Annotated in this window: 34 protein-coding genes; 3 read left to right on the forward strand and 31 right to left on the reverse strand. The window is 67.1% G+C overall.

What is annotated here, in order from left to right; translation table 11 throughout:
• Positions 1-7 precede the first annotated feature (7 nt).
• From AB0B61_RS15645 to AB0B61_RS15730, 18 genes are all read right to left on the reverse strand, one after another.
• Positions 8-3,970: a hypothetical protein gene (locus AB0B61_RS15645; protein WP_358432045.1), complete on the reverse strand. Its 3,963-nt coding sequence runs from the start codon at positions 3,968-3,970 to the stop codon at positions 8-10.
• 215 nt (positions 3,971-4,185) lie between these two features.
• Positions 4,186-4,443, reverse strand: a complete 258-nt coding sequence (locus AB0B61_RS15650; protein ID WP_358334878.1) for a hypothetical protein — start codon at positions 4,441-4,443, stop codon at positions 4,186-4,188.
• A gap of 98 nt (positions 4,444-4,541) precedes the next feature.
• Positions 4,542-5,084 carry a hypothetical protein gene (locus tag AB0B61_RS15655; protein WP_358432046.1) on the reverse strand — a complete coding sequence of 181 codons (543 nt, stop codon included), beginning with the start codon at positions 5,082-5,084 and terminating at the stop codon, positions 4,542-4,544.
• The gene (locus AB0B61_RS15660; RefSeq protein WP_358432047.1) at positions 5,084-5,569 is read right to left on the reverse strand and encodes a hypothetical protein; all 486 of its coding nucleotides are present in this window, start codon (positions 5,567-5,569) and stop codon (positions 5,084-5,086) included. Before AB0B61_RS15660 ends, AB0B61_RS15655 begins: the two co-directional genes overlap by 1 nt.
• Before the next feature lie 4 nt (positions 5,570-5,573).
• Positions 5,574-5,768 carry a hypothetical protein gene (locus AB0B61_RS15665; protein ID WP_358432048.1) on the reverse strand — a complete coding sequence of 65 codons (195 nt, stop codon included), beginning with the start codon at positions 5,766-5,768 and terminating at the stop codon, positions 5,574-5,576.
• Positions 5,768-6,097, reverse strand: a complete 330-nt coding sequence (locus tag AB0B61_RS15670; protein WP_358432049.1) for a hypothetical protein — start codon at positions 6,095-6,097, stop codon at positions 5,768-5,770. The genes AB0B61_RS15665 and AB0B61_RS15670 overlap by 1 nt, the downstream gene beginning before the upstream one ends.
• A gap of 68 nt (positions 6,098-6,165) precedes the next feature.
• Positions 6,166-6,582, reverse strand: a complete 417-nt coding sequence (locus AB0B61_RS15675; RefSeq protein WP_358432050.1) for a hypothetical protein — start codon at positions 6,580-6,582, stop codon at positions 6,166-6,168.
• Positions 6,579-6,968, reverse strand: a complete 390-nt coding sequence (locus AB0B61_RS15680) for a hypothetical protein (protein ID WP_358432051.1) — start codon at positions 6,966-6,968, stop codon at positions 6,579-6,581. The genes AB0B61_RS15675 and AB0B61_RS15680 overlap by 4 nt, the downstream gene beginning before the upstream one ends.
• A gap of 12 nt (positions 6,969-6,980) precedes the next feature.
• Positions 6,981-7,379 carry a DUF6093 family protein gene (locus AB0B61_RS15685; protein ID WP_358432052.1) on the reverse strand — a complete coding sequence of 133 codons (399 nt, stop codon included), beginning with the start codon at positions 7,377-7,379 and terminating at the stop codon, positions 6,981-6,983.
• A complete protein-coding gene (locus AB0B61_RS15690) occupies positions 7,376-7,771 on the reverse strand; it encodes a hypothetical protein (protein WP_358432053.1) in 396 nt (131 codons plus the stop codon). Before AB0B61_RS15690 ends, AB0B61_RS15685 begins: the two co-directional genes overlap by 4 nt.
• A 2-nt stretch (positions 7,772-7,773) precedes the next feature.
• Positions 7,774-8,094, reverse strand: a complete 321-nt coding sequence (locus AB0B61_RS15695) for a hypothetical protein (protein WP_358432054.1) — start codon at positions 8,092-8,094, stop codon at positions 7,774-7,776.
• Positions 8,094-9,296: a DUF5309 family protein gene (locus AB0B61_RS15700; RefSeq protein ID WP_358432055.1), complete on the reverse strand. Its 1,203-nt coding sequence runs from the start codon at positions 9,294-9,296 to the stop codon at positions 8,094-8,096. The genes AB0B61_RS15695 and AB0B61_RS15700 overlap by 1 nt, the downstream gene beginning before the upstream one ends.
• A 9-nt stretch (positions 9,297-9,305) precedes the next feature.
• The gene (locus AB0B61_RS15705; RefSeq protein WP_358432056.1) at positions 9,306-9,923 is read right to left on the reverse strand and encodes a hypothetical protein; all 618 of its coding nucleotides are present in this window, start codon (positions 9,921-9,923) and stop codon (positions 9,306-9,308) included.
• A gap of 101 nt (positions 9,924-10,024) precedes the next feature.
• Positions 10,025-10,228, reverse strand: coding sequence for a hypothetical protein (locus AB0B61_RS15710; RefSeq protein WP_358432057.1), 204 nt, complete (start codon positions 10,226-10,228; stop codon positions 10,025-10,027).
• Positions 10,225-11,910: a hypothetical protein gene (locus AB0B61_RS15715; RefSeq protein ID WP_358432058.1), complete on the reverse strand. Its 1,686-nt coding sequence runs from the start codon at positions 11,908-11,910 to the stop codon at positions 10,225-10,227. The genes AB0B61_RS15710 and AB0B61_RS15715 overlap by 4 nt, the downstream gene beginning before the upstream one ends.
• The gene (locus AB0B61_RS15720) at positions 11,888-13,342 is read right to left on the reverse strand and encodes a phage portal protein (protein WP_358432059.1); all 1,455 of its coding nucleotides are present in this window, start codon (positions 13,340-13,342) and stop codon (positions 11,888-11,890) included. The genes AB0B61_RS15715 and AB0B61_RS15720 overlap by 23 nt, the downstream gene beginning before the upstream one ends.
• Positions 13,343-13,383: 41 nt before the next feature.
• Positions 13,384-15,123: a terminase TerL endonuclease subunit gene (locus tag AB0B61_RS15725; protein WP_358432060.1), complete on the reverse strand. Its 1,740-nt coding sequence runs from the start codon at positions 15,121-15,123 to the stop codon at positions 13,384-13,386.
• Positions 15,104-15,604 (reverse strand): phage terminase small subunit P27 family, encoded by a 501-nt coding sequence (locus tag AB0B61_RS15730; RefSeq protein ID WP_358432061.1) that lies wholly within the window; start codon positions 15,602-15,604, stop codon positions 15,104-15,106. The genes AB0B61_RS15725 and AB0B61_RS15730 overlap by 20 nt, the downstream gene beginning before the upstream one ends.
• Positions 15,605-15,637: 33 nt before the next feature.
• Here AB0B61_RS15730 and AB0B61_RS15735 point away from each other — a divergent pair, with 33 nt between their 5' ends.
• Entirely contained in the window at positions 15,638-16,000 is a 363-nt protein-coding gene (locus AB0B61_RS15735; protein ID WP_358432062.1) for a DUF6221 family protein, read from the forward strand.
• A gap of 801 nt (positions 16,001-16,801) precedes the next feature.
• On the opposite strand, the gene AB0B61_RS15740 is transcribed toward AB0B61_RS15735, so the two are convergent.
• The 13 genes from AB0B61_RS15740 to AB0B61_RS15800 all read right to left on the reverse strand — a co-directional run bounded on the left by AB0B61_RS15740 (position 16,802) and on the right by AB0B61_RS15800 (position 24,058).
• Positions 16,802-17,158, reverse strand: a complete 357-nt coding sequence (locus AB0B61_RS15740) for a DUF6221 family protein (protein ID WP_358432063.1) — start codon at positions 17,156-17,158, stop codon at positions 16,802-16,804.
• Positions 17,155-17,982: a hypothetical protein gene (locus tag AB0B61_RS15745; RefSeq protein WP_358432064.1), complete on the reverse strand. Its 828-nt coding sequence runs from the start codon at positions 17,980-17,982 to the stop codon at positions 17,155-17,157. The genes AB0B61_RS15740 and AB0B61_RS15745 overlap by 4 nt, the downstream gene beginning before the upstream one ends.
• A 143-nt stretch (positions 17,983-18,125) precedes the next feature.
• Positions 18,126-18,557 (reverse strand): hypothetical protein, encoded by a 432-nt coding sequence (locus AB0B61_RS15750; protein ID WP_358432065.1) that lies wholly within the window; start codon positions 18,555-18,557, stop codon positions 18,126-18,128.
• Positions 18,554-18,964, reverse strand: coding sequence for a hypothetical protein (locus AB0B61_RS15755; protein WP_358432066.1), 411 nt, complete (start codon positions 18,962-18,964; stop codon positions 18,554-18,556). The genes AB0B61_RS15750 and AB0B61_RS15755 overlap by 4 nt, the downstream gene beginning before the upstream one ends.
• A 16-nt stretch (positions 18,965-18,980) precedes the next feature.
• A complete protein-coding gene (locus AB0B61_RS15760; protein WP_358432067.1) occupies positions 18,981-19,397 on the reverse strand; it encodes a hypothetical protein in 417 nt (138 codons plus the stop codon).
• Positions 19,394-19,786, reverse strand: coding sequence for a hypothetical protein (locus AB0B61_RS15765; RefSeq protein ID WP_358432068.1), 393 nt, complete (start codon positions 19,784-19,786; stop codon positions 19,394-19,396). Before AB0B61_RS15765 ends, AB0B61_RS15760 begins: the two co-directional genes overlap by 4 nt.
• 83 nt (positions 19,787-19,869) lie before the next feature.
• Positions 19,870-20,073, reverse strand: coding sequence for a hypothetical protein (locus AB0B61_RS15770; RefSeq protein WP_358432069.1), 204 nt, complete (start codon positions 20,071-20,073; stop codon positions 19,870-19,872).
• Positions 20,070-20,321, reverse strand: coding sequence for a hypothetical protein (locus tag AB0B61_RS15775; protein ID WP_358432070.1), 252 nt, complete (start codon positions 20,319-20,321; stop codon positions 20,070-20,072). Before AB0B61_RS15775 ends, AB0B61_RS15770 begins: the two co-directional genes overlap by 4 nt.
• Positions 20,322-20,383: 62 nt before the next feature.
• Positions 20,384-21,652, reverse strand: coding sequence for a hypothetical protein (locus AB0B61_RS15780; RefSeq protein ID WP_358432071.1), 1,269 nt, complete (start codon positions 21,650-21,652; stop codon positions 20,384-20,386).
• Between the two features lie 20 nt (positions 21,653-21,672).
• Positions 21,673-22,542: a hypothetical protein gene (locus AB0B61_RS15785; protein ID WP_358432072.1), complete on the reverse strand. Its 870-nt coding sequence runs from the start codon at positions 22,540-22,542 to the stop codon at positions 21,673-21,675.
• Positions 22,539-22,883: a hypothetical protein gene (locus AB0B61_RS15790; protein WP_358432073.1), complete on the reverse strand. Its 345-nt coding sequence runs from the start codon at positions 22,881-22,883 to the stop codon at positions 22,539-22,541. Before AB0B61_RS15790 ends, AB0B61_RS15785 begins: the two co-directional genes overlap by 4 nt.
• An 85-nt stretch (positions 22,884-22,968) precedes the next feature.
• On the reverse strand, positions 22,969-23,736 hold the full coding sequence (locus tag AB0B61_RS15795) for a phage antirepressor N-terminal domain-containing protein (RefSeq protein ID WP_358432074.1): 768 nt from the start codon (positions 23,734-23,736) through the stop codon (positions 22,969-22,971).
• A 10-nt stretch (positions 23,737-23,746) separates the two neighbouring features.
• Positions 23,747-24,058, reverse strand: coding sequence for a hypothetical protein (locus AB0B61_RS15800; protein ID WP_358432075.1), 312 nt, complete (start codon positions 24,056-24,058; stop codon positions 23,747-23,749).
• A gap of 802 nt (positions 24,059-24,860) precedes the next feature.
• Between AB0B61_RS15800 and AB0B61_RS15805 the strand changes: the two genes are divergently transcribed.
• Positions 24,861-25,505: a hypothetical protein gene (locus AB0B61_RS15805; protein ID WP_358432076.1), complete on the forward strand. Its 645-nt coding sequence runs from the start codon at positions 24,861-24,863 to the stop codon at positions 25,503-25,505.
• Positions 25,502-26,788, forward strand: coding sequence for a tyrosine-type recombinase/integrase (locus AB0B61_RS15810; RefSeq protein ID WP_358432077.1), 1,287 nt, complete (start codon positions 25,502-25,504; stop codon positions 26,786-26,788). Before AB0B61_RS15805 ends, AB0B61_RS15810 begins: the two co-directional genes overlap by 4 nt.
• The last annotated feature ends 76 nt before the right edge of the window (positions 26,789-26,864 follow it).

Raw genomic sequence — 26,864 nt, forward strand, 5'->3', positions numbered from 1 at the left:
CTCCTGATCAGGCGTGCGCCATGTACTCGAACCCGAACTGCGCGCCCAACTTGGCGAAATCGGACTCTTCGCGGACGGTCGCGGTGCCGATGTTGACCGTCACCCCGCTGCCGCTCTGCCCGGCTGTAGACGCTGTCGTGCTGGTGGGCGTCCCTGAGTAGGAGACACCCTGCAGGGATGCCACACTGCCGCCGGACACGACCTGCGGCGCGGACACGCGCGACGCGTTCGTCAAGCCGGATCCGCCGGTCAGGTAGCCGCTCGTGCCGTAATCCCCGGCCACGCTGTTGCTGGCGTTCATCGACGAAGATGAGCCAGGCGCAGGCGGGATCACAGAGCCTTGCGACCCCTTGCCCGAGCCCTTAGAGCCGCCAGGCGCGGGCACATTGGTTGAACCCTGTGAGCCTTTACCGGAGCCGGACGAGGCGTTGCTGATCACGTCGGCGACCCGCAGGGCTGCCTCCTTCACAAGATCAGTGGCCTTCACGATCTTGTCGGAGCCGACCGTGACAGCATCGGCCATGCCCGTCACTGACCCGCTGACGGTCTTCGAGCCCACTGTGACCGACTCGCCGATGGTCTTCGATCCGGTCACCCAGGACTGGGCCACCTGCGACCCGAGCGTGCCCACGCTGGCCACGGACTGCGTCAGCGTGCCCGAGCTGCCGAGCGTGGCGTCCAGCTCGCGCGTCGCGCCGTCCAAGCTGGTCGTGATGCTCGTGTTCGTCGCCTGTAGCCCGGCGACCAGCGTGGTCGTCTTCTTCTCGGCATCTGCCGAGTACAACTCCAGGCCGAAGTCGCTCGCGACCTGGCCCAGAATCTTGATGGCCCGCGGACGGTAGGTGGTGTCGTACGGGATGTAGGCTTCCCGGCCGGCCTCGGCGTACACGGTGCCCACCCGGTCGCCCGGCACGTACGTGGGCTGGCTACGGATCGCCGGCGGCGGAGGCGACGTCGACGAGGAGCCTTTCAGCCCACCCGCCGCCATCAGGTCCACGCCGGACCGGGTCTGGATGCCGCCCGCGGCCCGAGTCTTAGTGGCCAGCGCGATCGCCAGGGACTTGTTGCTGTAGCGGGCGATGAACGATCCGAACTCCTTCTCAGCCGCTGACACGTCCATGGTCAAGCCGATGCGGATCTCTTTCGACTTGAGCTCAGCCAGGACCTTCTTGAGCCCTTCGGCGCTGGACATGGCCTTGATGGCGTCGTCGCGGGAGATGCCGTACGCCTTAGCCAGCAGCAGCACCTGCTCCTTGGCTTCGGCGTTCTTGCCCGCCAGGGACGCGAGGTGCGGCAGCTGCTCCAGAATCGTGCGGGTCCCGTCCGACGTCCTGCCGGACAAGGTCTGGGCGCCGTCGGCCGCGGTGCGGATGCTGTCGATATAGGCGGAGAACTTTTCCCTGGCCTGTACGACGGCGTCGCGCTGCGCGTCGGTCTTCGCCTTGGTGATATCCAGCCCGACCGCCGACCGATCCATGGCAGTGCGGGCGTCCTTGAACGCCGCCTCCATGGATCGGACCGCCTGTACAGCGTCGGTGCGGGCCGCGAACGTCCCGAGCTGCTGGTCGAGCCCGCCAACTTGCCCGGCGCTGGTGGCCGCCTGGCTGCCCATGGTGGCAATGCCGTCGCCCGCCGCCTTGGCCTTGATTGCGGCCAAATCCTTCTGGTGGTTCAGGTCCTCGATCCGGCTGGTCAGTGCATCGGCCCGGTTGGCAGCCTCCTCCCCGGCGTCCGAGAAGTAGATCCAGCCGAGAATGTTGGGGCCCGACAGGTCGTTCTGCTTCTTCAGCTCCGCGTTGAGGGCGGCGAGCTCGGCGTCGATGTTGCTGCCGCCGACTGCGGCAACCTTCTCGGCGAACTGGTCGGCGTTCTTCGCTGCCTTGGCGAACATGTCGTCGAGGATGAACAGGCCGCCCGTGAGGGCGGCGCCGCCGACCAGCCCGGACAGGCCACCGAAGCTTTCGGCCAGGTTGGAGATGCCGCCCTTCAGTCCGGACGCCTTCGACTTGACCTTGTCCACGGTGCCGCCGAAGTCGGACACCTTCGATTTGAGATCCCCGATCTTGCTAACGAAGTCAGTGAAGAAGTTGGCCACATTGAGCCCGGCCTGCGCCGTCTTGATCGCCACGATCGCGAGGGCGATGGCACGGATGTGCTCCGGATCCATTCCCGCGACCAGCTTCGCGAGCAGGCCGATCCCGGAGAATGCGCCGATGCCGAGCGGTGCGATCGCCTGAGCGGTGTGGCCGATGGCGGTGGCGATGTTCTGGATGTCCTGCCACACTTCGGGCGCGTTCGTCTTGGCCCAGGCCATGAACTCCTGGAAGTCCTTCGACGTCTCCAAGCTCTTGCCCCAGCGGGCGAACGCCTCACTGGCTCGCTCCGCGCCGCCGACCACGGTCGGGGTGAAGGGCAGGAACGCCTGCACGATCCCGGCGATGCCGACCGTGACATTGCCGAACGACCTGCCGAGCCCGGCCAGCGCGCCAGGAATCTGGGTCTGGACATCGAACAGGAACTGCTGCCAGAACGGGCCGCGCAGCGACCGTTCGGCGTCCTTGCCCAGCGTGAGCAACGCGCCAGAGGCGGACTTGGCGAGCGGGGTCGCCTCCTTCAGGCCGAGCCGCATCAGGTCGAGGCCCTGGGCGATCACCGGGAACACGTCGGGTTCGAGCGCCCGCTGCCAGTCGACGTACTCGTCCTTGAACGCCTTGATGTCCTTGGCCAGGACCTTCTCCTGGGCGGACAGGTCAGCGAACGCGTCCTTCAGCTTGGCCGCGCCGCCACCGCCGCCGGACATGGCGGCCTGCTGCTGCAGCTGCATCTGCTTCAGCGCTGCGGTGGCCTGGGCGACCTTGTCCTCGGCCTGGGTGAGCTTGTCGAGCCCCTTCTGGTATTCGGCGGTGCCCTTGACTCCGGCCTTGTTCGCCTCTGCGGTGTCCTTCTTGGCCCGGGTGGTCTTGACTTCCTGCTCGCGTGCCCGCTGGTGCGCCATCTCGACGTTGAGCATGGCGCGCTCGATCTCAAGATCGGAGGCGTCGCCCTTCGACTGCAACTCAAGTAGCCGCGCCTCGGCCTCGCGAACGGCCAGTGCTGCGTCCTTCTGGGAGAGGACGCTGCGCTCCAGCGAGAAATTGAGATCTTCGAGAGCGCGACGTCCTGCCTCGGTCGCCCGCGTCAGGTCCTCCTGTGCCTGCTTGCGCTCGGCTTGGGCATCCTTCAGCCGCTTCTCGGCCTGCTCCAGTTGCATGGCCTGCTGGGCGGCTTGCGCTGCCGACTGGCCGGCGCCGCCTGTGGCCGCACCGGCGTTCTTAGCCGCGCTCTCCTGGGCGGTGAGTGCCTGGTTGATGCGGCCCAGAGCAGGGACGGCCGCCGCGCTGAACGCCGCCGCCCCGATGCCCGCCGCGGCGAATGCCCCGCCGAGCGCCATCACGCCGACGGCGATAGTCGTCACCGCGGGCAGCGACGCCAGGGCGGCGCCCACCATGGCGATGCTGGATAGGGCGCCGGAGACGTCGGCGTTGACGTTGATGCTGGCGGTGCGGCCATCCACGTGGCTGATCTCGCGGTCGACCACCGCCAGGTCAGCGAGGGCCTGCGAGACGCCGGCCTTGACTTCGAACGCCACGTCGTTGTCGTCGATCGCCTGCAGTTCCCGCTGCAGTGCCTGCAGCTCCGTGTACGCCTCGCCCGCGTCGATGTCGACGCCGACGGTCTTCGACGACAGAGACTCCAGCCTGGACCGGATCTCGGCCAGTTTTACCTCGGCGGCCGAGCTGTTGACGTCGATGTCGATCGGCGGCAGCCGCTTTGCCGCGTCCTCCAGCTGCTTGCGGAACCCTGCGGCGAAGCCAGCCGACTCGCGGAACTTGCGGTCCAGGTCGCGCAGCGTGCCCTTGGCGCTGTTGCCGCCAGCGGTGAAGCCGAGAGTGTCGAGTTTGAGGCGGGTAGTGACGGTGCGGTCGGCCACGACGGATCACCCCCTGCTCTCGAGTTGGTCCGTTACGGTCCCCTCGCCCGCGCTGGCGTGTCACCATGCGAGCGGATCGGGGGATTCCAGGCGTACAGGGGAGGAACTATGGCGAACATCGGGCCGAGCGAGCTGCTGATCTTCATGCTGATAGTGGCGGTCTTCGCCGCCATCGTGATCGGGCTCGTCTTCGCGATCAAAGCCATCATCAAGCGTTAGCGCACCTTGCGAACCCGGTACACCCAGCCGTCGGCCGGGTCCTCGCGAGAGCGTTTCGACGCATTCAGCGGCACGCACGCATGGCAGCGCACCGGCGGATCGGCGGCATAGGCACCTTCGGCGTCCGGGTCTGTCGTCTCCTCCAGCGGGAGTCCGCATGTGCCGCACAGGCTGTCCCGCGCTTGCAGGTCGGCCAGCGCCCAATCCCGGTCGTCTTCCAGCCATTCGCTTTCGCGGACTGTGATCGCCCGCACCAGCCGCCCCGTCTCCTCGTCGTACTCGTAGGTGGTGACCGTTCGCGGTTCACGCCCGAGCAGCTTGGAGCGGGGGATGCGGTAGGCGCGGGCGAGCCTCAGCTCGTTCTGGTGTTGGACAGAATCGCGGAGGCTGCGTACGAGAAAGGGACCTCGCCGCTACCCCCGTTCAACTGCAGGATGGCGTCCCACAGGGTGGCCCACTGGCCTTGCGCGATGCGGTCGATCACCTTGCCCGCCTGCGCCTCGTTGATACTCGGCTTCACCGAGCAGGCGGCCAGCGCCGCGACGGGGAAGGTGTCGCGGTTGAAGTCGGCCGGCGCGTCCTGCTTGCGCGGCTTGTGCTCCTTGATCAGGTCGGACCACTCCTTGCGTGGCAGCGCACGCAGCCAGAACACGCGGACGTGCTCCTGCATCTCGTCCTGCAGCGCGGTGATCTCCTCTGCCAGACGACGTGTGTCGCTGCCGGACCCGGCCAGAGAGTCGGAGTCGGCGCTGCGACGGGCGGCCTCCAAGTCGCGTTCGAGCTCCTCGAACTTCGACTGCAGGTCGCCCCGCATGCAGATCGGCACCTCGGTCTCGGGCAGCTTGAGCCCGTCCAGGAAGTCGTCGATGTCCTCGACGTAGCGCGGTGCGGCCATCAGGCGACCACCGCGTCAATGTCGGAGTCGCTGTGGTTGAACAGCTTCGAGGAGAACTTCTGCACCTCGTTGAGCGCGGTCTGCTGCTTCTTGCGGATCCCGTTCTGGATGGGGTGGATTTCCGCCTCGTCGCCCGTCACCCACGGCAACTCGTTGTCCTTGGTGCGGCGCACGGCGAGGAATGCGTCCTGGCCGGGCACCAGCGTGTTGTAGGCGACGTCCTCGCCGGAGGCCAGCTTGCGCTTGCACATCAGCTCGATCGCGAACTTGGCGGTGCCGGCCCGCTCGGTCTCGGACTTGCTGGCCAGGCTGGTGTTGTCCACCGGGCTCTGGTCGGGCTCGATGCCCAGGCCGTCCTTGAGGATGTACTGCTGCAGGTCCACGCCAGCGTTGAGCTCGGCCGCGGGCGGGTTGGAGATGTTGGACAGGGTGAGCAGGTATGTCACCTTGATCATGCCGTCGCCGAGGAGGTCTTCACCGGCCATGTCTCTACTCCTTGCTCTCGGTGGTGGCCGGGCGCTTGGCGGCGCTCTTGTCCGGCTTGCTGGGGGTGTTGGCGGCGGGGTCGGCGGCGGGCTGGTCGAGCCGCTCGAAGGTGCCGGCGAAGTAGGGGAAGGCGCTCTCGCCGACCCGGGTTTCCTGGCCGGTCTCGATGTTGCGGACCGGGATCATGCGCGCGCCCATCAGCCCACCGCCGCCCATGTCAGCGTCGAGCCCGGCGTGGCGGACCAGGCCAGGGAGACCAGGTTCGTGTCGGCCGGGTCGCGGAAGGTGGGCAGCAGGTCCAGGAAGTAGAAGCCGACTGGGATCGTCCACACCTTCGGCGGGTTGGCGACGCCGTACTCGTTGTTGCCGACCGGGTCGACAGTGAGTGTGACCGGCGCGGCCGTCGCATTGTTGACGATCATCCGGGTGGGCTTGGTGACGCCGGACACCTTGTCGGCGGCGGCAGCGTTGTACATGGTCAGGACACCGCCTGCGACGGTGGCGACCTGCGGTGCTCGGGTGGCCATGGGGCTCCTTTCGAGGCATGGCAAAGAGCCCGGCCACCTGCGGTGTCGGGCTGGGAAACGAACTGGATCTACGAAGTGCGGTCGCTGCGCGCCAGGTATTGGGCGGTGGCGAACCACAGGGGGCTGGATTCGTCCTCGCGGCGGACCGGCTGTGAGCCCTCCTGCCGGATCGGGCGGACACGGCGGCCCGTCACCGCCGGGATGGTGGTCAGCAGCAGCGTGTTGGCCATGCCGGCGGTCAGCATCGCCTGGGTGTAGGTGGCGCCCACGCTGGTGGCCTGGAACCGGAAGTCAGTCGACACGTCGTCCGCCAGAGATCTGTCGGCCGGCGTCTCCGTCCCGATGTCGGGGTAGATCACCACGTACGGCGTCGGGGTGCCGGACGGTACGCCGCCCAGGTGCACGGTGGCGGCCGAGGGCAGGCCGTTGTCGAGCATCTGCCGGATCGCCTCGGCTAGCGGGTGCGCTTCCTGCGGCTCGGTCACAGCAGACCCCGCATGAAGTCGTCGACCGCCTGGTTGAACTCGGGCTCGGTGGCCACGGTGGCGCGGGCGCCGTCCAGATGAGGCGGTTGGTGCGCCGACCCGAACTCGAAGCCTCGGCCCATCGAGCCCTGCGGGAACGCCCGGTCCGGGCCCACCTCCCACACCGCGGCGCCCGGATCGTAGACCTGGTCGGCGGTGATGCTCTTGGAGTAGTGCTTGCCGTGACGGCCAGCGCTCCGCTTCGCGTTGTCGCGCCACCGGTCACGCAGCTTGAGTGCGTGATCCTTGACGAGCGGGTAGGCGCCCTCGGCCGCGCGCCGCGCCCCGTCGTCGATGTACGCGCTGAGGGCCAGGAGCTCGGACGCGTCGAGCATGTCGTCAGCCACCAGGTCCTCCCCTCACGATCGGTCTTCGACGATCAGCCGGCGCGTGACCGCGGTGGCCGAGTAGACGACGTCGACGACTTCGAGCGGCCGGTCGACCAGCCAGGCGTCCGCGCTGGCCGTGACGGTGGCCCGGTAGTCGGGTCCGGCCTGGACCGGCTCGGCGGCGCTGTAGGGGAGTTTGAGGGTGTACCGGTGAAGGACCACCTCGCCCTCGCCCCACTGCGTGTCGCGCCCGGCGGTGAGCGGTGAGGCCTTGCACGGGCCGTCGTAGAGCGGTTCCCACACGTCGACCTCGACGAGCGTGACCGGGTCGAGCTCGGTGCCGGTGCGGTGCTCGACCACACACATTTCTTCCATGACGGCGTCCACGATCAGCTCGCGCGGCCCCGCGAGTGCGTCTTGCAGGCTCACGACTCCTCCGGGCATGGCGGGTAGAGCGGAGTGATCGAGAACGCTCGGCCCGCGGCCGCCGTCCCGGACACGGCGGCGACCAGGTCCTCATACTCCGATTCGGTGAGCACCAGTTCGCCCGATGCCTGTGCCTCGTCGCGCTGGTACTCGTAGTCGTCGCCGAAGGCCTCCCGGAACTTGCCTTCCGGGTTCCGGAAGACGCGGGCGACCATGTCGTAGCACACGCTCACCGCTATTGCCGGGGTCGGGGTGATGGTGGCCAGCTTCGGTACGCGGCCGACCATGAGGGCGCTCGCGTCATCCAGCCGCGCGGTGATGCGGGCCTCCTCGGCCAGCTTCACCGCCCGCTCGAACCGTGCCTTGAACTGGTCCAGGGTCGCGAACGCCGCCACGGCTACTCCTTCTTACTGGCCAGGAGCTCGTCTCGGACGCCGAGCACGCCCTTGCGCTTCTTGCCGCCGTCGGCCGCCTCCGCGTCCAAAACCCGAACCGCCTCGTCGAGATCGGCCTTCTGCAGGTAGGCGAGGACGATCGGCATGTCGTGGGCGGACGGGTCGAACGGGCCCTCAGACTCGGCCGTGTCTGTGTCCTCGATGCGCCAGCCGGACTCCGGGTCGTCGGCCAGCTGCTCGAGGCGGGTGGCGTCGTCGCTGCCGGGTGCTGGCTGTACCCGCTCGGCCACGTGCCCGCCAGCACCCCGAATGTAGGTGGCCATCAGAGCTTGAGCCCGGTCATGACGGCGTGCGCCTTCTCCGAGCCGAACTTCAACCCGACCTCGCCGTAGATCTGCGAGTTGTCCGCCGAGCCGGTCTTCGCCAGCGGCTCCTCGAACATCACGCCCTTGCCCGGGATGCTGAGGAAGACGGGCATGAGCTGCTCCAGCGACACCGCGACGACGGTGTCCTGCGGCATGTGCCTGTCGGACATGATGTTGAAAATTCCGAAGTCGGTGGTGACAGTGGTGACGTTGACGCCGCCCACGTTGCGGCTGGTCTCCTGGAACTGCCCGTACGCCGACGCGTACGCCTTGGTGATGGCCCGCTTCTGGATCGAGTTGACCAGGAGGGTGGCGGTGGTCTGCTCGGAGAAGCCGCCGTTGTCGTAGCCGAGCTGGATCAGGTCGTTGACATGATCCGAGGTAAGCGCGGTCGTCCACGGCTTGGTGTAGGCGATACCGGTGCCGGTGCCGAGCGTGATGGCCGTGCCGCCGAGGCTGGTCGACACCTTGAAGCTGTTGGCGTCGATCTGGTCGACGTAGTAGAGGCGGCCGGGCACGATGTTGCTCGCGGTGCCCGCGCTGGTGAACACCAGCTTGTCTCCGTCGACGAAACCGTGGCCGGTCGAGGTGATCGTGTCCGTTGCGGACGTCAGGCCGGTGACGGTGGTGCCCTTGGCGATCCGGTTCGTGGTGATCGCCGCCAGCAGGCCCTTCGTCTGGCGGGCGGTGGCGTTCGTGGTCGGCAGCACGTACTGGCCGTTGATGAACGACCAGTTGACGTCCAGCGCGATCGACTTGAGCGCCTGCGCTACCTGCCAGTCCATCTCGTTCGTCACCGGGTTGGGGCCGCCGCCCGGGTGGTTGAACGGCGCCGACTGCGGGCTGGCCAGCTGCCCAGTCGCAGCCTGCTTGGTGTACGAAACGCTGACCTTCTCCTGGTGGATCTGGACGACGTTCTTCACGTTCGCCCGGACGCGCTCCTCAGCGGTCGGCGCGTCGGCGCCTTCCAGCTTGACGCGCTGGCCGGGATCCCGCAGGTCGTAGGTCTGCCACTCGAACTCCGTCGAGGTGGTCTGGCCGCCGCCGGTGAGGCCGCCGATCGCGGACAGCAGCGGGGTGTCGTCCGGCGTCAGCGCATACAGCTCGTTGGTGTAGTTCGGCAGGTTGAAGGTAGTGCCGAGGCCGGTAATCCCCGCCATGGTCAGCTCCTATGTGGTCGATGTCTGTGCGTTCTGTGCGGCGAGTTGCCGCTTGAGCGCGATGGCGCGCGGGAAGTCCCGCGCCTTCTGGGCTTCGGCGATCTGCGCATTCAGGTCCGGCGTGCCGCCAGGCTTCGCGCCCTGGCTGGGGTCCGGCTTCGGGCCGGACCTCTTCGCGAGGTGCGGCTTCCGCTTGAGTAGATCCCCCAGATCGGACTTGATCCGGGCCGTATCGATGTCGCCGTCGTCGCCCACGTACGACGCCCGATCGAGGAACACCGCGGCGTCCTCCGGGTCATTGAACGTGGCAGCCGCAGCGGCACGGATCTCCGCCGTCACGGTCCGGTCGATGAGCGCCTGGGCGCGCTGCTCGGCCTGCTCGGCGCGGCCGGCCGCCTGCTCCAGCTCGGACTTGTTGGCGTCCTCGAACGCCTGGACCTTCTTCTCCAGCTCCCTGGCGCGCTTCTCGGCTTCCTTGCGTGCCGTCCGCTCGCTGTCCAGCGCCTTCTTACCGCCGTCGCCGAGCTGGCCGTCGCCCGCAGGGGTGTCCGTCGCGGACGTGTCCTGCTGGCCGCCGCCGTCGCTCTGATCCGGTGTGCTGGTGTCACTGGTGGTGTCGTCAGCCATCGCAGCTGTCTCTCTCGAAGCGCCACAGCATCGCGCCGCGGCGAGTGTTGAACCGCGGCGATCGCCGCGGTGGTCAAGAGGGCCGTCAGGGGCGCTCGGCGTCAGGCGCCGTCGTCGGTGTAGACGACTGCGTCCGGCGCCGGCGGCCGGATCACAAGGTAGGCGCGAACCCACACCTGGGTCAGTGCGCGCGACGTATCGTCCTGTCGGCCGACGTACGGGCAACTGGTCATCGGCAGATCGCGCCGCGCGGCGAATCGGGCGTGGGTGACGGCTGCGTGGGTCTGCGCCTCGGTGAGCGTCATATGCCCGCGCCTCCAATCTCCTGCGTCGTGCGCGCCGCCCGCCGGTCGCTTTCACGCCCGAGGACCTGGGCGCGGAACTCCGTGAGAGTCATCCGCGGGTTGTCGTTCCACCAGCGGCGCAGCTCTTCCGAAGCGTAGGCGGTCGCCCTGCTCGTCGGTCCTGAGAACAGCGTGATCGGGTCGATTCCCGCAGCCCGTCCGGCCTTGTTCAGCAGAAATCCATTCGTCGTGTTCTCAGCCTGCAACCACTGGGTGTGAACCCAATCGCGGTAGAGGCGCGCGACGGTCTGATCGAGAGATTCGCCCTCGCGTCGGTCTGCCTCGATCGCCGCGCGGCGCTCCTCGCGGCGGAGCTGCTCAGGGTCGACGTTGTACACCTCGGCGTAGGCCTCGACGTAGTCCCAGCCCTGGGCCACCAGCTCGTCGACACGGCGATCGTCGTCGGTGATCTCCAGGTCGTCCCAGGTACCCCAGCTTTCGCCCACCTCAGGTGCCGTTGGCGGCTCGTCCACCTGGTCGCGGAGCGCCATCTCCGCGGCCGCGCGCTCGATCTCCAGCTCATCGCCCTGCCCGAGCGCCTCGTTGAACCGCTCGGCTAGGTCCTCGTCGCTGAGCGCCTGATACTGCTCATCGGTGAGCCGGACGACGGCCGGCTGCGGCACCACCGGCTCGGCGGCGGGTTCGGCTGCCTGCCGTGGCTGCGGAATCGTCACTGTGTCCCGCGCGGCCCTCGGTACAGGGGTCGGCTCGCCAAGGAGGTAGCCGAACCTACTCAGCAGCCGGATGGCCTCGTCGCGGTCGCCACCGGCGTCGGCGAGCAGCTGTTCAGGCATCGGCCGGATCGCCGATCTACGCCCCGAGGTCAACTGCATGCGCCTGCCAGCCACACTGCGGCGGGTCGTCCCTTCGGTCGTGACCAGCCGGCCGCCCGCCTTGGACATGCCGCGGCGGGCGTTGACGATCTGCCCAGGGTCGGCGCCGAGCCGGATCGCCTCCGCGCCGGCGGCGGTGAATGCCCGTTGCTGCTGCTCGCTGGTCATGCTGTCGAACAGCTCCCGTGGCGACGTCGGCGGCGTATCGCCCTCCCTTTGGGGCACCATCGTGCAGTCGCAGTTCTCGTGCCGGGCGAACCCGGTTGACCACGAGTAGCTTCTGCCCGCCAGGATGATGCACCGCCCGCACGCCGGCAGGGACACGTTCCGTACGTAGGTGACCCATGTCCGGGTGCCGGTGATGCCGACTTGATCGGCGACGCGGGAGGCGTCGGCGACCTGTGTGTCCACGATCCGCACCAGCGAGGCGAGCCCAGACCGGAGCGCCGTCTGGTCGTCGGCGCCACGCGCCCGCCATCCTGCCGTCTGTAGGGCGGGCTGCATCAGCAGGCTGGCCAGCGTCCGGCCGTCGGAGGCGATCCCGGCCAGCGCGGCGGCGTTCACCACGGCGGCGTTCGGCGGCACACCTTGGGCGGTGGCCAGCTCGCGCAGGTACGGCATCGTCAATCTGGCGGCCGCCAGCTGTCCGGTGGTTAGTAGCTGCACGACCTGGGCGAGCAGCTGCGTCCACTGCTCGATCGCCGACGTCGCCTCGATCCCGCGCCACAGCTCTTGGGCCTGCGCAGCGGTGACGGCGGCGATCTGCTGCTGGGCCCGGTAGTGGGCGTCAACGACCTGCTGCAGCGCCACCGTTCACTCCTGCCGGCTGGGGTCCGCCTGCGGCCGCCAGCTCGTCCTGGCCGCCGTCGAGCGGCGGCTTGGGGCCGACCAGCCCGGCCACGTTGCCCGCCATGGCGTCGTTGAACGCGGACTCGGCCGCCTTCTTCCGCTTCCGCATGCGCTCACGCTGCGTCGAGGTGTAGCCGAGGTCCTCCCACGCCTGCTCATCATCGATGATCTTCGCCGTGACCTTCTTGACCACAGCGTCGGCCTTGGCCGCCTCGGTCGGCGTCGAAGCGTCCCGCCAGATCGTCTCCAACGACCGCGACTTCTCGTTCCACTTGCCGTCCCGGATCCGCTCGGCGAGCCGCATCGCGCGCTCCCACGAGCCTCCCCACGGCCGCTCCTTGCGTTCGGCACGCTTCACCAGCCGCGCCTCACTCGACCGGATACCGTCAGCCGACGCCGGATTCTCCGTGCTGTAGCCGAGATAGTGCGGCGGCAGCCCGGACAGCGAGCTGGCCAGCCTCGCGAGCGAGTTCAGCGTGTTATGGAAGTTCGCCAGATCGCTCTCCGGGAACTGGCCGGCGGCGATCTCCTGCGGGCCTTTCTCGTTGGCCCACAGGCGGCCCATCAGCTGCGACCACGTCGACAGCGGGTTGCCGTCGGCGTCCTGGAAATCTTCCTTGTCGGCACCGAACACCCACCGCCGGGGGATGGCGTGGAATTCGGCGGCCACCATCATGTCAGTGGCGATTTTGCAGGCGGCGTCAGAGATCGGCACGATGTCGGCCAACTCCGAGATGCCGAGCGGATACATCAGGCGCGGCCGGTTGACCAGCGGCACCACAGGCACCACACCCAGGCCGTGCTCGTCCCGATCGACCTCAGCCCAGCCCTGGGCGAACTCGTAGTGGATCGTCTCGTCTGGCAGGAGCAGCGTGGCGTACTGCTCGCGGACCTGGCCGTCCAGGGCGGCCTCGTCATCGCACCAGTGCCGCAGCGCGGCCCGGACTTTCCGGGTGCGCGGGTCGATGTCGACGTGCATCTGCAGCGGCGACTCGACCGTGATCAGAGGCAGTTCCTTGTCGTCTTCGTTGGCGCCGACGGTGATGAAACTGCGGCGCATCACCATGGCGTCGACGTGCGCCTGCTGGCTCGCCTCGTCCAGGTCGTTGGCCTGCCACATCTCCCACAGGCCCTTATCCGCCTCCGAGTCGGAGTCGCGCCGGAAACCCTCGACGTCGATCCGCTCCTCGACCGCATCAACGATCAGCCGCGGCCAGTTGACGACAACCTTCCGGATCCGCTTGTCGAGCTCTTTCAGCAGCTCCGGATGCATGTAGGACAGCGGCTGCAGACCCTCGTAGTAGTCGTCCAGCTGCCGCAGCGCGGGCAGCTCGGCCTCGTGGCGCCGCTTCAACCGGTTCAGCCACTGCTCCGGGGACAGATCGAAAGCCACCGTCCACCCCCTCAGATCGTTGTGGTGCCGGTCGGTCTCGTCTATCCCGTGACGGTCATGCGCGACGACTTCTTCTTCGGCCTGCGCAGATACCCGTCCAAGCCGGTCACGCAGGCCGCGATCCCGTCGATGCGCGCCTGGCTCTTGCGCCGTTCCGGCTTGATCAGCCGCAGATTGTCTTGGCCGTCATCCTTGACCTCGACCACGGACGCCATCCAGCGGGCGACTGGGTTGCCGCCGTGCCGGATCCGGCCCGGCCCGGCCTGCTCGCCTGACTTGCCGAGCAGCCGCTGCAGTTCCTTCACCGAGGGGGATTGGCCGAGGAAGGTTTGCGCCACCGGCACCACATCCACGCCGCGCAGTGCGACGTCGAGCTCCTGCACCATCTGGCCGGCGAACATGCGGTCGTAGCCGACGCGCTGCATGTCGAGCAGTTTGCAGTCGGCGAGCACATCGCGTTGTACGGCGGCGTAGTCGATGACGTCGCCCTCGGTCGCCGTGACGAACCCCTCGTTGACCCACCGCTGCAGGGGGACCTGCAGCTGCCGTTGCAGCTCCTCGATGCGGTCGCCGGGAACCCAGAACCGCCAAGCCATCTCGAGCTCTACGTCGGGTTGCTGGGATTCGACACCGATCCACCACGCGGTCAAGTCGGAGACCGCCGACAAGTCCAATCCGCCCCACGCCCGGCGGCCCCGCATCGTGGGCCAGGTCAGCATGCCCGCGGTCGCGTCCCACGTTCGGAGGTCGATGAGCCGGCTGCGGCCGCGCATCCGCCGGTTCAAGTGAAGACGGCAGAAGGTCGGGAAGTAGGAGGGCGTGGTGCGCGCCTTGTTGGCTTCCTTCCGCAGGTAGCGCAGCGTAGGCGAGGTGCCGAGGCCCGGATTGGCTTTCCGCCACGTCTTTTCGGCGAAGGGGTCGTCGACCTCGTCGGCCGCCCAGATCACGCCGTAGTGCGAAGGGTCCTCGACGACGCCGGAAGCGACCTTTTCCGTGTACGAGTGCTTCTCGTCGTAGATCGTGTCCTCATCGGCCTCATCCGCCGTCGTGATGAAGATGACGAGCGGCTGGTCGCGGGCGCCGGTGCCGGTCTCGATCGCGTCGACCAGGTCCCGCTTCTTGTGCACGTGGATCTCGTCGATCACGGCACCGGACACGTTGAGGCCGTGGGCGGCTTCAGCGACTTTCGACAGGGCGCGGAAGATGCCGCCGGTCTTCGGCACGCGGATGACCTCGGCGAGCGCCTCCACCTTGCTCCTGGCCGCCGCTGAGGTGAGACACATGCGTTTGGCGTCCTCGAACACGCGGCCCGCCTGCGGCAGACTGCCGGCGGCCGCGTACACCTCGGCGCCGATCTCCCCGTCGGCCAGCAGCAGCACGTTCGCGATACCCGAGGAGATCGTCGACTTGCCGTTTTTGCGCGGCACCTCGACCCAGGCGGCCCGGATGACGCGTACGGTCCGCTCGATCTCGTCGTCCCAGAAGACCCAGCCCATGATCGGGGCGATGATCCAGACGACTTGCCACGGGTCCAGGCCCTGGCCGAGCACGAACCTTTGCCCTGCCCAGCGGCCCTTCGTGTGCTTGAACGCGCCCAGCGCCTTGAGCGCCTTGCGCGCCCGCGCGACATCGAAGTAGGCGCCCGGCTGCCGGTCGGCCTGAAACGCGACCGTGAGCGGCCGCTTCTCGATGGCGTCGTCGATCTGCGCCTCGGTCAGGCCGAGCTCGATCAGCGCCTCGTACGGGACCGGCAGACCGTGGTCAGTCGAAGGGGTCGTCATCGCCATCGTCACCGTTCCCGGGCGGCGTAATGCCCGCCCGAGCCGACGGCGACAGGCCGAGCTCCCGAATGTAGACCTTCAACTGGGCTCGATAGCCGCCGACGATCGTGGCCGCGCCATGCTTCTGCCAGCCGCGCTCGCCGAGCATCAGCAGGCCGTCGCGCGCCAGCTGCCGCTCACACTGGTCAACCCGGGCGACACACACGCAGTAGTCCTGCAGCACGGTCGCGTCGACGTCGCCCAGGCCCGCCGTGTGCGTGAGCACCGGCACGATCCGCCGCCACTCGCGGCGGGCGATGTTGCGGGCCCGGACGTTCTCGCCCTGGAACGCGCGGTTCCTCGAGACCGGGAACACCTGAGTCCAGTCCGGCTCCTGCAAGTCTCCAGGAGGGACCACAACGCCCGGCTTGATCGGCCGCTTGCCCGGGTTGCCCTCCCGCACGACCTGCAGCGTCGGGCGTTTGCGGTGCGGATCAGCCATGCGAGCACCTCCCTCGTGAGGAATGATGAGCGCGTGGACGACCTGATCGCGTTTCTACGTGCCCGCCTCGACGAGGACGAGCAGGAGGCCACCGCAGCATCGCCAGGCCCTTGGAAGGCCAACGCCGAACAGGACGAGGTCCTGGCAGTCGATGACATCGAGGTCGCGACAGGCTTCGCCCTGAGCGGCAACCAACTGCGTGCGACGGTTCGCCACATCGTCCGACACGACCCCACTCGCGTGCTGCGCGAAGTCGAAGCCAAGCGGGAGCTGATCAACTGGGTCCTTCGGTGGCCTCTCCGCCCAGCGCCACCGTCCTCCGTGGACGGCGTGCTGGAACGGCTGGCCCTCGCCTACGTCGACCACCCCGACTACCGCAACGAGTGGCGGCCGTAGCCCGAACGATTCGGCTGGTCACCGCGAATACGGGCCCCCGCGAAAACCCGTTCACCTGCGGCGTCAGCGGAAAGCCTCCCCCGCGGTCTCCGTTTTCATGATCTAGGGGTGGGCCCCCACCCCTGTTGACCTGCGGAAACGCGAGCAGGCTTCTGACCTGCGGAAACGTGGAATGTCCGTTTCTGTTTCATTGATCGTTTGCGTCATCGTGCATTCCATCCACCGCGCTGTGACGGGTTGGCTTGGGTCTCATGTCCATGACATGAGGCACACAGTCCACGTCCATAGCGTGGATCGTCGGGGTCACGGCCTTGTGCTACCAGGTCGGCTCTGCTGGTGGGGTGGTGGTCTGCGACTGTGGCCTTGGCTGTATGGCACACCACGCAGATGGGGTCACGCCTGAGTACGCCTGCTCTGAAGCGGTCACGGTGCTGGCTGCTGTACCCGCGTTGTGCTGCTGTGCCTCGTGCCTGCTCTGCTTGTGCCTTGTGCTCTGAGCATGGGCCACCAGAGGTTAGCTCTTCGCATCCAGGGCGTGGGCAAGCGGGGCGTTGACGGCTGGGCATGCGATCACCCGCTTGGGCCTGGCGGTGTGGGGATGGTTCCGGGCGGACGGCGCGTGCAGTTGGACCGGCCGCCCGGAGTCGGGGGTACACGCTGTCGTGTATGTCCGGGCATGCAAAGAGCTCTCCCGCTCGGGGGGTCGGGAGAGCTCTTTGACGACTGTGACCACGGTATCTGATCGGATCATGTCACTTACTAATTGCACGCGCAACTAGAGGCACTTTCTGCGCTCCGTGGTCACGGAGCCGTTGCTTCAGGAGTCCACTCGGCGAGGTATCCGGATCGGTGGCGGTAGCCGCGCGCGAGCATCCTGATCAACCGCTGCTGTGGTTCGCCGTACAGCAGCGACCCAAGCCCTTCGCTGTAGGCGATGTGGTCGAGCTCTTCGACGATCGGTATGAAGTCGTCGAGCAGCGCCAGTTCGGCGTCGCAGCGGGCGATCGTGTCCCTGGGGCCGTGGCGCTGAATGTGTTCGGCCTCGTCCTCGTGCATCGCGCCGGCGTCTATCGAGATTGGCTCGCCGCCCAGCCTCTCAGCGAGTGCCTTGTCTCCCTCGATCGTGGAGCGGAGCCACAACAACATAGCGTCGCTCATATGCATGTCTCCTTGCCTGTTTTGGACTCGATTGGCTGAAGCATCAGGTCTACGACGTCGCCGACGCGGAACAGCATGCGGCCTGCCTCGTTGATGCAGACGGGCTGGAGCTTCTGCCTGGATACCCATGTGTGGAGCAGCGCGGGCTTGATCGGGTGGATCAGCGAGGTGAGGGCGCGGGCGACCTCGGGGGCGGTCAGCTCGTACTCCTCCAAGACGTGGAGCATGTGCGTGCGCCGGTCGGCGACCTCGTAGCGGAGGGGGCGGTTGTCGTCGTCTCGGCACCATCGGCACGTGACCGCGGCGGCTCCTGGGCGGGCGTACAGGTCGCCGTCGCAGACGCTGCATGGGCCGGCGTACATGCTGTCCGGCGCCCGGTCGATGGCGCGGCGGCCGTTGCGTATGGCGGTCAGGATGTCTTCGAGCGCCTTCACGCCGCCCTGGTGACGGATCAGGGCGTCGGCGTGGCGGCGGAGCCAGTGCGCGGCGTGGGCGGGCTGGTGGCGGGGCGCGCGACCGAGGTCGATGTACGTGCACGTCGGGTGTTCGCAGTCGAGACACGTGGGGCCGCGGAGCTTCTGCACGCTGGTGGCGAGCGTCCGCGCCCACCCGTTGAGGACGGCCTGGAGGACGGCGGAGACTTCCGATGCCCGCTCGTTGTACGGCAGCGGCGTTTCGGTGCCGCGCCCGCCAACTGTGCCGCCGCCGAGGCGGACCTGTCTGGTGCGGGCGAGTTCGAAGTCCTCGGCGAGGCCGGGCACTTCGGCGAGTTCGCGGATGAGCTCGGATCGGCAGGCGCCGCAGACGCGTTGCGAGCCGGGCATCGGCCGGTCGCACCATGTGACCGGGCAATCAATGGCCAACGTGTCCCCCTGATCGTGCTTGTACGGGCGGTGCGGTGGACCTGCACGGACAAAATGTCCGTGCAGGTCCTGTGAGCTGCCTTTTTCCCGGCGCCGGGAAGTGGTCAGCCTCGGATGGCCTGCCACACGGCGGTTGCCAGGCCGTCGTCGAAGGAGTCGAGGGCCGTCATGGTGAACACGCGGCCGGGCAGGTCCCAGGTCAGGAACTGTGGGCCATAGTCGCGGATGAACTCGGCCCGCACCTCCGATCCCACCTCGATGACGAAGCGGCGGCTGTGGCCCTGTGCGTGCATGGACGCCAGCAGGTGCAGGAACCGGTCGGCGTCCTGGTAGTGGGTGGCCTCCTCGTGTGACTGGCCGGCCCGGGTGTGCTCGTAGAAGTCGGCGATCGCCTCCACCTCGGCGATGGGCGCGCTGGATTCCATCCATGCGATACCGGCCTGGAAGCCCTGCAGATACTCGCTGGTGAGCTTCCTTGCGGAGATGGTGAAGTCGAAGGCCGCGCCGCGGGGCGGGAGCGTGGCGAGCGTGCTCATCGCATCTTCACTGCGACGTAGCAGGCGTTGGCGAAGCCGAGCATGAACGAGTCGTCGAACCCGACGCCGAATGCCTCCTTGGGCCAAGCCGGGAAGTTCGTGCCCTGCCGCGTGTTGATGTCGGCCATCTCGGCGACGCCGTCGAAGACCTCCCGCTCGTAGGGGGAGCCCTTCAGGTAGTCGAGGAAGCCGGGGACGTGGGTGGCGTCGTAGTAGGCGCTGTCGGTGCCGCTGAAGCCGCCATCGTGAAGGTCGCGGTAGATCTTCGCGACTTCGTACACCTCGGTCTTGGGCGGCTTGGTGGCCAGCCAGAGGGTTCCGCTGCGGAAGCCGTCGGCGTGTTGCAGGAGCCACGTCTTGGCGAAGTCGTCGATCTCCCATTCGGGGGTCATGCTGTTCTGCCTCATGATCGAGTCTCCTTGGTCAGAGGTGGTTGAGGGCGTGGTGGATGGCGTGGCAGACGCCCTGCCAGAAGCCGGAGTCGGAGTGGAAGAACCAGGCGCGCTCCCACTCAATCGTGTACGGGTAGGCGACCTCGGGATCGGCCGCCAGCTCTGCGGAGTAGGCGGGGCCGTCGATGACCGTCAGGTGCCGCTGCTTCTCCATGAAGGGGACGAAGGTGGGGAACTGGTCGGCGTTGTGCCAGTAGCCGGAGGACTCGCCGTCGCCGCCGGCGCGGATCTCCGTGTGGAGGTCGGCGATCTGCTGCGCCTCGCTGCGGCCGGGGTGGGTCTTGAGCCAGGCGAGCCCGGCCTGAACCCCTTCGGCGTAGTCGGCGAAGTAGGTGTCGGTTTCGTCGTCGATGTGGACGAGCGCGGGGCTGATCGGCGTGATCGTCACTTGGTCGTCTCCTCGGCGAGGTGGTTGCGAAGCCGATCGAGCCCCGCGAACGTGGTCAGGATCAGGTGGGTCTGGGTGTAGAGGCAGTGGAACTGTGCGGCCAGGTGCGCTTGAGCGGAGTCGATGTGCTCGGCCTTGACCCTGTCGAGCGGGGTCACGATCTCGTTGCCCTCGTCGTCGATGATGGAGACGGCGCACTCGACCTCGATGGTCTTCCCCTCATAGGTCGGGATCGCCTCTGTGAGGACCTTGTGGGACTCGATGACGTCGGCGGCGGTGAACTCCGCGGGGGTGTCGCTCCAGGAGTCCTTGCGGGCCCAGGTGACCCACTCGGTCATCAGGTGCTTGGCGTAGTGCCCTGCCAGCTCGGCGAGCTTGTTGTCGTCCATGGGGCGGTTCCCTTCGTTGTTGCTTGTCGTGGCATCCTGTGGGTGGCCGCCCCCGCTAGACCCGGGGGCGGCCATATTGCTGTTCACGCGCCAGGGACTCGCGTGATGCCGGTGCTCTTCATCCCCCGCCTGATCAGTTCCAGGGCGCGGGCGAGGTGCTGGGCACACAGGAGGATCTCGCCGTCAGGGTCGACCACCTCGGACGTGCACTGGTTAAGGTGCCGGACCAGGTAGCGGCAGATCGGCCGCCGCTCGGGGGCGGCTACGGCGGTTTTGACGGTGCTCACGCGAGCACCCGGAGAACGATCGCGCACACGATCAGACACACTGCGCAGATGGCGAGGACGATTCCGGTGAGCGGGTTTCGGGATGCGGCCTTGAGGTTGTCCCAGCCGGACGGGGTGTTGGACATGACATGCGTCTCTCTTCGATACGGTGTGTAACCATTCAGGTTGTAGGTCGGATGGGTCGGCGCTTCAGTACGAAAGAAGCCGAAGTTACGAAATATGCAGGTCAGGAGCTTGTCGAGGTCCATCCTTTTTTCGTAGGCACGAATTAAGGGGTCTGGTCGATCCGCAGGCCAGCGGCATAGTTCGTTCAACTTCCCTTCTTTCGTCGCAGCCGCTTAGCTGGTCGGCCCGCCGTGGGGATCAGGCACTCTTCGTAGTCGTCGATCTCCAGCAGCGCCGATGTGAGGTCGTCCAGTTCGGCCTTCTTCCGGTTGCGGCCGAAGCAGAACGCGCTGATGTCGGTACGGGACACGCCCTCGTCGCCACCGGCGTCCACGAACGCCCTAAGCCGGTCGAGGTCGGGGTTGCCGGACCCGCCGCCGAAGACGTACCAGGCGGAGTCCTCGGCGTAGGACCACATGGCCTCAGCGGCTTGCAGGTGATCGATGGTGATCTGGCGGCATCCGTCCAGGAGCGCCGTTGTTGCGGAAAGGCGAAGCACCTGGGGGGCTGCTCGGGCGATGACCTGAGCGACCGCGCTGTCCCCGGCGTGGTCAGCGGTCAGCCGCATATATAGGTCTTGCCAGTACTTCGCCGCCTCCACAGTGCGCGCCATGCGCCCGACCCTGGCCGCCTCGCTGACCACCTGGGCCAACTCCGCCCCCAGCCCCTTGATCGTCGCGTCGGTCAAGTCGCCCCCGTCTGGGAGCCGCTTGGAGCGGCGCGACATCACGGGCAGGAAGCGGTTGGCCGTGCCGCCGGCACGTTCCGCGTCGGAGAGCTTCTTGCGCAACTCGGTGGGCGTGATGTGCCCGACGATCACAACATGCGGGTTGCTAGCGACCCGGGGGCGGATGGTCGTGGTCCGCAGGGTGCCGCCGTCCCACGCTTCCCGCAGGCGCGGCAGGAGGGTGTTGCCCTCCCGCTTTCCCTGCGACAGGACGGTGGCGAACTCGGACTCGACCATGAGCAGCCGCTTGTCTAGGACGCCCTCGTCGAAGTCGTCGTCGTCGGGCTCCCCGGTGGGGTCGCGGAGTTGGACTATGAGCCCTTCGGCGGAGGACAGGCCGCCCATGATCCTCGTGCTGGCGAAGTTCTCGTCGGCGGCGCGGATGACCCGACGGATCTCCGCCCACGAGGTTCCTTTCATCCCTCCTGCGGTCCTGCCGATGATGAGCGACCAGACTCGGGCACCGTGCTCCTCGCCCCCAGCGAACATGTGCGGCCGACGGCCGATCATCGCGCCGGTCGCGGAGTACAGGGTGAACAGCATGGCTGCGGGGTCGGCCTCGGTGTGGGGCTCGATCGTCTTCACGATCTTCCCGGCGAGGCCGTAGAGGGCGGCGTCGTCAAGGACCGGCCAGGGCCGCCCCGCCGGAGAGGGCGACCCCTCCTTCTCAACATCGGGGGTCCACACGGGTTCCGATTGCGCGGTGCTCAACCCGCGGCCCCCTCGTACGGCTTGGGTGCCCATACCTCGACGAAGTCACCAGTTGTCCCGCCGGCGGCGAGATGGTCGGAAGCGTCTTTGCCGTGAGCGGCCTGGCAGACGTAGATGCTCCTGGCAACAGGCATGAGGTTCTCGACGATGGCCTGTGCGTGCTTGCGGCCGGTCTCGTCCCGGTCAGCGATGATGCTCACGTCTGCACCGCCGAAGTACTGGGCGAAGTCTTCGGGCCAGCCCATACCAGCACCGCCCTGGTTGGTCGTGGCGGTGATGCCCGGCCGGGCGCGGAGATTCTCCGCGTCCTTCTCTCCCTCGCAGATCATCACCACGCGCTCGTCCTGGATGGCGGCAAGGACCTCGGGCAGCCGGTACGGCACAGACCGCACCTTGCTGCCGTCGTCCAGGGTTAGGCTCCAGCGGCGTCCAGACTTGGACGCCGGGTTGGGCCTCCACTGGCGGAAGCCCTTACAGCCGTTTCCCTTCAATGCGCACCTGGCCACGCCGTACAGCACGGTGCCCTGCTCGTCCTGATACAGGTACTCGGCCACCTTGTCGTGGCCGCACGGCATCCAACGGTCATTGTTGTCTCGCCGGTCTGGCCGGTTCGTCTTCTGCAACTCGGCAGGCCACAGGGCCGTCATCGGCAACTCCAGGGCTGCCATGACATCCTCGGTCGGGCACTTCGGGCCGCCGTGACAGTTGAGCACCACGACCCCGTCCGGCTTGACTCCGACCGACAGGGACGGGTCCCGGTCGTCGTGGGCGGGGCAACGAGCGTTCTTGTTCGTGGCCGACCCCCGCGGCGCGTATCCAGTCTTCTCGTACAAGGTCTGCAGGACCAGAGAGAACGGGGTGCTCACTTGGCCCTCGCCTTCTTGGCCCGCCATGCGCGCTCTTGCGCGATAGCACGCCGCAGGCAGTCCAGGAGCTGCGGCATTCCTGGCCCGCTGCCGTAGATCGTGATCGACGTGGCGTCGTGAAGCATCAGAGCGAGCACCCCGGCCGCGCTCTCGTCGCAGCCCATCAGCTTGCCCTGCACAACCAGGGCGGCGGGCCCCCCGATATTGGGGCCGGCGCCTGCGATGGCGATGCTCGCCTCTATGTAATGCAGCCATCCACGCTCGTCCGGCGTGACCTCGACGGTCAGCACCGGTACCAGCAGGATGTTTTCGCCGGGCTGCCCGACGTCTTCGTTGCTCATGAAGCCCCGCTCGCGTGTCGTTCCTCGTTATGGGTAGGGCGGACCGCCCAGCGACCGATCTGGACGCCGGGCTCATGCGAGCGGGTTAGACGGTGTCGAGCATGGCCACCCACGCCTGGTTGAACAGGTCGCGATGGGCCTCGGTGTAGGCGGCCACGCTGCGCAGCGCGCCATCGATGAACCGGTCAACAGTGCCGGGCTCGGTGCCGTACTTGTCTCGGTAAAGGTTCTTGAGCTTCTTGCCAAACTTGGTCGACATCGATCGCAAGGATGCGCCCTGGATGCCGCGGTTCTCCAGGAACTCGCCCACGGTCAGCGGCCTGGTAGCAGGGTCGATGTCCGGCTCCATGCCCAGCGCGATCGCAGCGACGTGCCGGCCCTTCGCGTCCAGCCACGCGGAGTCAACGACGCCCTTGAGATTACCGAGTACGGCGGCCTGGTCCTTGGCCCGGCGAATGGTGCGGTCGAGGTCGTCGAGCTGCTCGACGGTGGCGCGCGGGTTGATGGCGCCACCCTCTGTCCAGTACTTGCGCAGCGCGCGAGCGGACTCTGCCTGGTACTTGATGACCAGGTCTTTGACGCTTTCCTTGACCTTGTTCTCGTCGATGTTGGCCAGGAGCATCGACCAGGTGTCGAGGTCGACGGTGGCCATCTCCTGAACACGCCCCGCGGAGTCACGCGTGGGGTTCTGCCCCACGCGTCCCCACGACCGGGTCTTCAGCTTCTGGAGCTGGGTGGAGTAGTCGAGTCCGATCCCGAGGATGGTCGGGCGGATGACGACGTGGGGCTCGCCTTCGACGAGCACGGTGTGGATGAACGTGCCGTAGAACGGCATCTTGGCGATCTCGGTCATCGCGGGCCGCCTACGCGTTGGCCTGGGCGTCAACGGCGGCGGCGTCCGCCTTCATCGCCGCGATCCACTCCGCGAAGTACTCCACGGGGATGCGGCGAGAACGAGGCGTGGGCTTGATGCTCCTAAGGCGCCCCGACTGGATCGCCTTGTTGATGGTGCCCTTCGAGAGCCGGGATTCCTGCTGCACGAGCTTCGGCGTCATGAGGCGCGGGAGGTGGCTATACGCGCTGAGGTTGATCTCGATCTGGTCGTTCTGGGACGACACGCCCACAGGGCGCACGAGGGCAGCATCCGGGAAGTGGGTTTTGGTGTGTGCTTGCACGCACGTAGACTGAGAGGCAGCTTGGCCCATGGTGGTTACTCCTGGTTCGTGAGAGTTCGAGGAGGTTCATCCGGGGTTAAGTTGTCGGCCCCCAGCCGGGCGCTGTGATCATGGAGGTCCAGTCCGTGATCGCCCGCTGGGGGCTAAATGCTTTCCGGACACCAGAGGTTTACCGGAAGCTCTCTTGGCCCTCTGAGGTCCGCTGGACAGCAGACTACACGGTCGGGCCCCCGACAGGGACGGGCAACGCGGCCCTAGCGGCCAGACCTTCGCACCTTTGCCGCAGGGCACAACCCGTCCGACGCATGCGCAAGGCACAAGCCCCCAGGTAGCGGGGTGTGTTCTGTCTATGCACACTGCCGCCTGGTGCGAACTAAACGCGACTCCCGAAAAACTTCCTGCGCCGTGCAATAGAGATCACGAGAGATCACGAGAGATTAAGAACGCAACGAGACGCAACAAGACGTAAGGCGGGATCCCAGGTGGCGAGGCAGGTTCAGGCAGGGTAACGATAGGAAGCGATAGGGAACTGTCGGCGGCACAGATTGGCACAGATTGACACAGGCTTTATGACAGCAGGAGACAGCTATGTTCGCATGCGCAGGCGTGCGCTTCTCCGCGCACGTGCACGTTCCCTCGCGCCCCCTTTACCCTTCTACCTGCTGCTACAACTTGCTACAACCGCCAACAGCTTGCATATGTGCATGAGCGCAGCTAGCGTCTCATGCACAGGCGAGCTGTCAGGGAGCAGCGGCTGAGCGCCTCACCAGATGTTTCCTACTGAGACGACTTGGACAACGAGATGACCACGTTCGCCGACTGGGTGAGCACCACCGCCAAGGGTTTCGGCTACAAGACGGACGCCGCGCTCGCTCAGGCGATCGGCGTGCAGCAGTCCACCGTGACGCGATGGCGCCAGGGTAACCAGCCGCAGATCAAACACTTGGTCGCCCTCGCGTACCTGTTCAGGATGCGCATCGATCCGCTCCTGGCCATGTCTGAACACGTTCCAGCAGATCTCCTCAGTGACGCAGATCCCCCCGGCCCGCCAATGACCGAGAGCGTGCGACACATCCGCGATGCCTCCTTGAGCGACAACCACAAGGAGGCTCTGACCCGCTACTGGGATCAGCGCCTGAACGAGGAACGCCAGAAGTTGTACCGCCTCATCAGCTATCTGGAGCAGAGCGAGGAGGCCCCGAAGCAGGCCGCCGGGGACGAACTGCTTCACATGCTTAGGCTTACGGTCCAAACGCACGCCGGACATCACCTGACGGAGCTGGTCGAGGCCACGATGTCGGTCGAGGCCTCTCTGCGCAAGCGTCGGCGCCGCGGATCACGTCTTGACGACCTCGCTGAGATCTACGTAGAAAGCGACCTCGTGCAGGTAGTAACCGACGAGGGCAACGCGCTGGAGAGGAAAGACAGACGGGAGTTGGAGCCATGACAGCAAGAAAGCCGCGGACGAGAGGAAACCGCGAGGCGCGGCCCTACCAGCGCAAGAGCGACGGTAAGTGGTGCGTGCCGATCTACTTACCTACAGGCCGACGGAAGGTCATCTACGGCGACAGCCGTACCGAGGTCGTCGAGAAGAGGAAGCAGGCCGAGGCGGAGATCGAGGCCGGACAGCCGATCACGGCCGGACGGACCGACCTGCTGTCTCACTACCTGCTCAAGGTGTGGCTGAAGACGACGCTGCCGCAGCGCGTCGAAGCGGGCCGACTCGCCGAGTCCACGTTCGACAGCTACCAGGACACCGTGGTCAAGCATGTCGTTCCACACTTGGGTCATGTCCGGCTAGTTGATCTCTCGACCACACATATCCGGGAGTGGCTGCGGGAGCTCGCGAAGAAGCCGAGCGGCCGTCAACGTCAGAAGCTGCGCCCCGGCGAGACGGAGTTGCCGCCGCCGGCGAAGCTCTCCGCGCGCACCATCGCCATCTGCTACGCGACGCTGCGCAAGGCGCTGAACGACGCGGTGAAGGACGAGTCGGTCAAACGCAACGTATGCCTGCTGGTTGACGCCCCTGCCAATACGGTGAAGGAGATGGAGGCGCTGACGAAGGACGAGGCGACCCGCTTGCTTGCCGAGGCTGCGGGAGATCGGCTGTGGGCTTACTGGCTGGTTGTTCTGGCGCTGGGGTTGCGCCGCGGCGAGGGCTTGGGCATGCGCTGGTCGCTGACCGATCTGGATGTCGGGACGACCCGGCTGGAGAAGACCATCCAACGTCTGCGTGGCGATCTCGACGAGGAGACCGGCAAGCGCAAGGGCCGGCTGGTGGAGAAGAACCTGAAGACGGCCGCCTCACAGGCGACTCTGGCACTTCCACAAGTGGTGATCGAGGCGCTGACCGAGCACCACAAGGTTCAAGGTGCCGAGCGCCAGGCAGCACCGGTCTGGCTGGATCCGGATCTTGTGTTCTGTACTGGACTGGGCACACCGCTGGAGCCGCGCAACGTCAACCGGGAGTGGTATGCGCTGGTCGGCCGGGCCGGGATCGGCCGGAAGGTGCGCATCCATGACCTGCGCCATGCGGCGGCGACGTTCTTGTTCAGCCAGGGCACCGACACGAAGAAGGTTCAGGGCGCCCTGAGGCACGCGTCCCACGGGACGACGGCCAACCTCTACATTCACCTGCTCGAAGAAGTACGGCGCGAGACGGCCGACACCATGAACGAGGTCCTGACGGACCTCGGCGCCTACCGCGAAAAGCGCCGGAGGGCCTCATGAGCGTCCGTTGCTACACGCGCTGCTACATCCGAGATCAAGAAAGCCCCTCCCGGAGTCCGGAAGGGGCCTTCTACCT

Origin of the sequence: Nonomuraea sp. NPDC049158 (assembly GCF_040648335.1) — a bacterium.
Taxonomy (GTDB): Bacteria; Actinomycetota; Actinomycetes; order Streptosporangiales; family Streptosporangiaceae; genus Nonomuraea.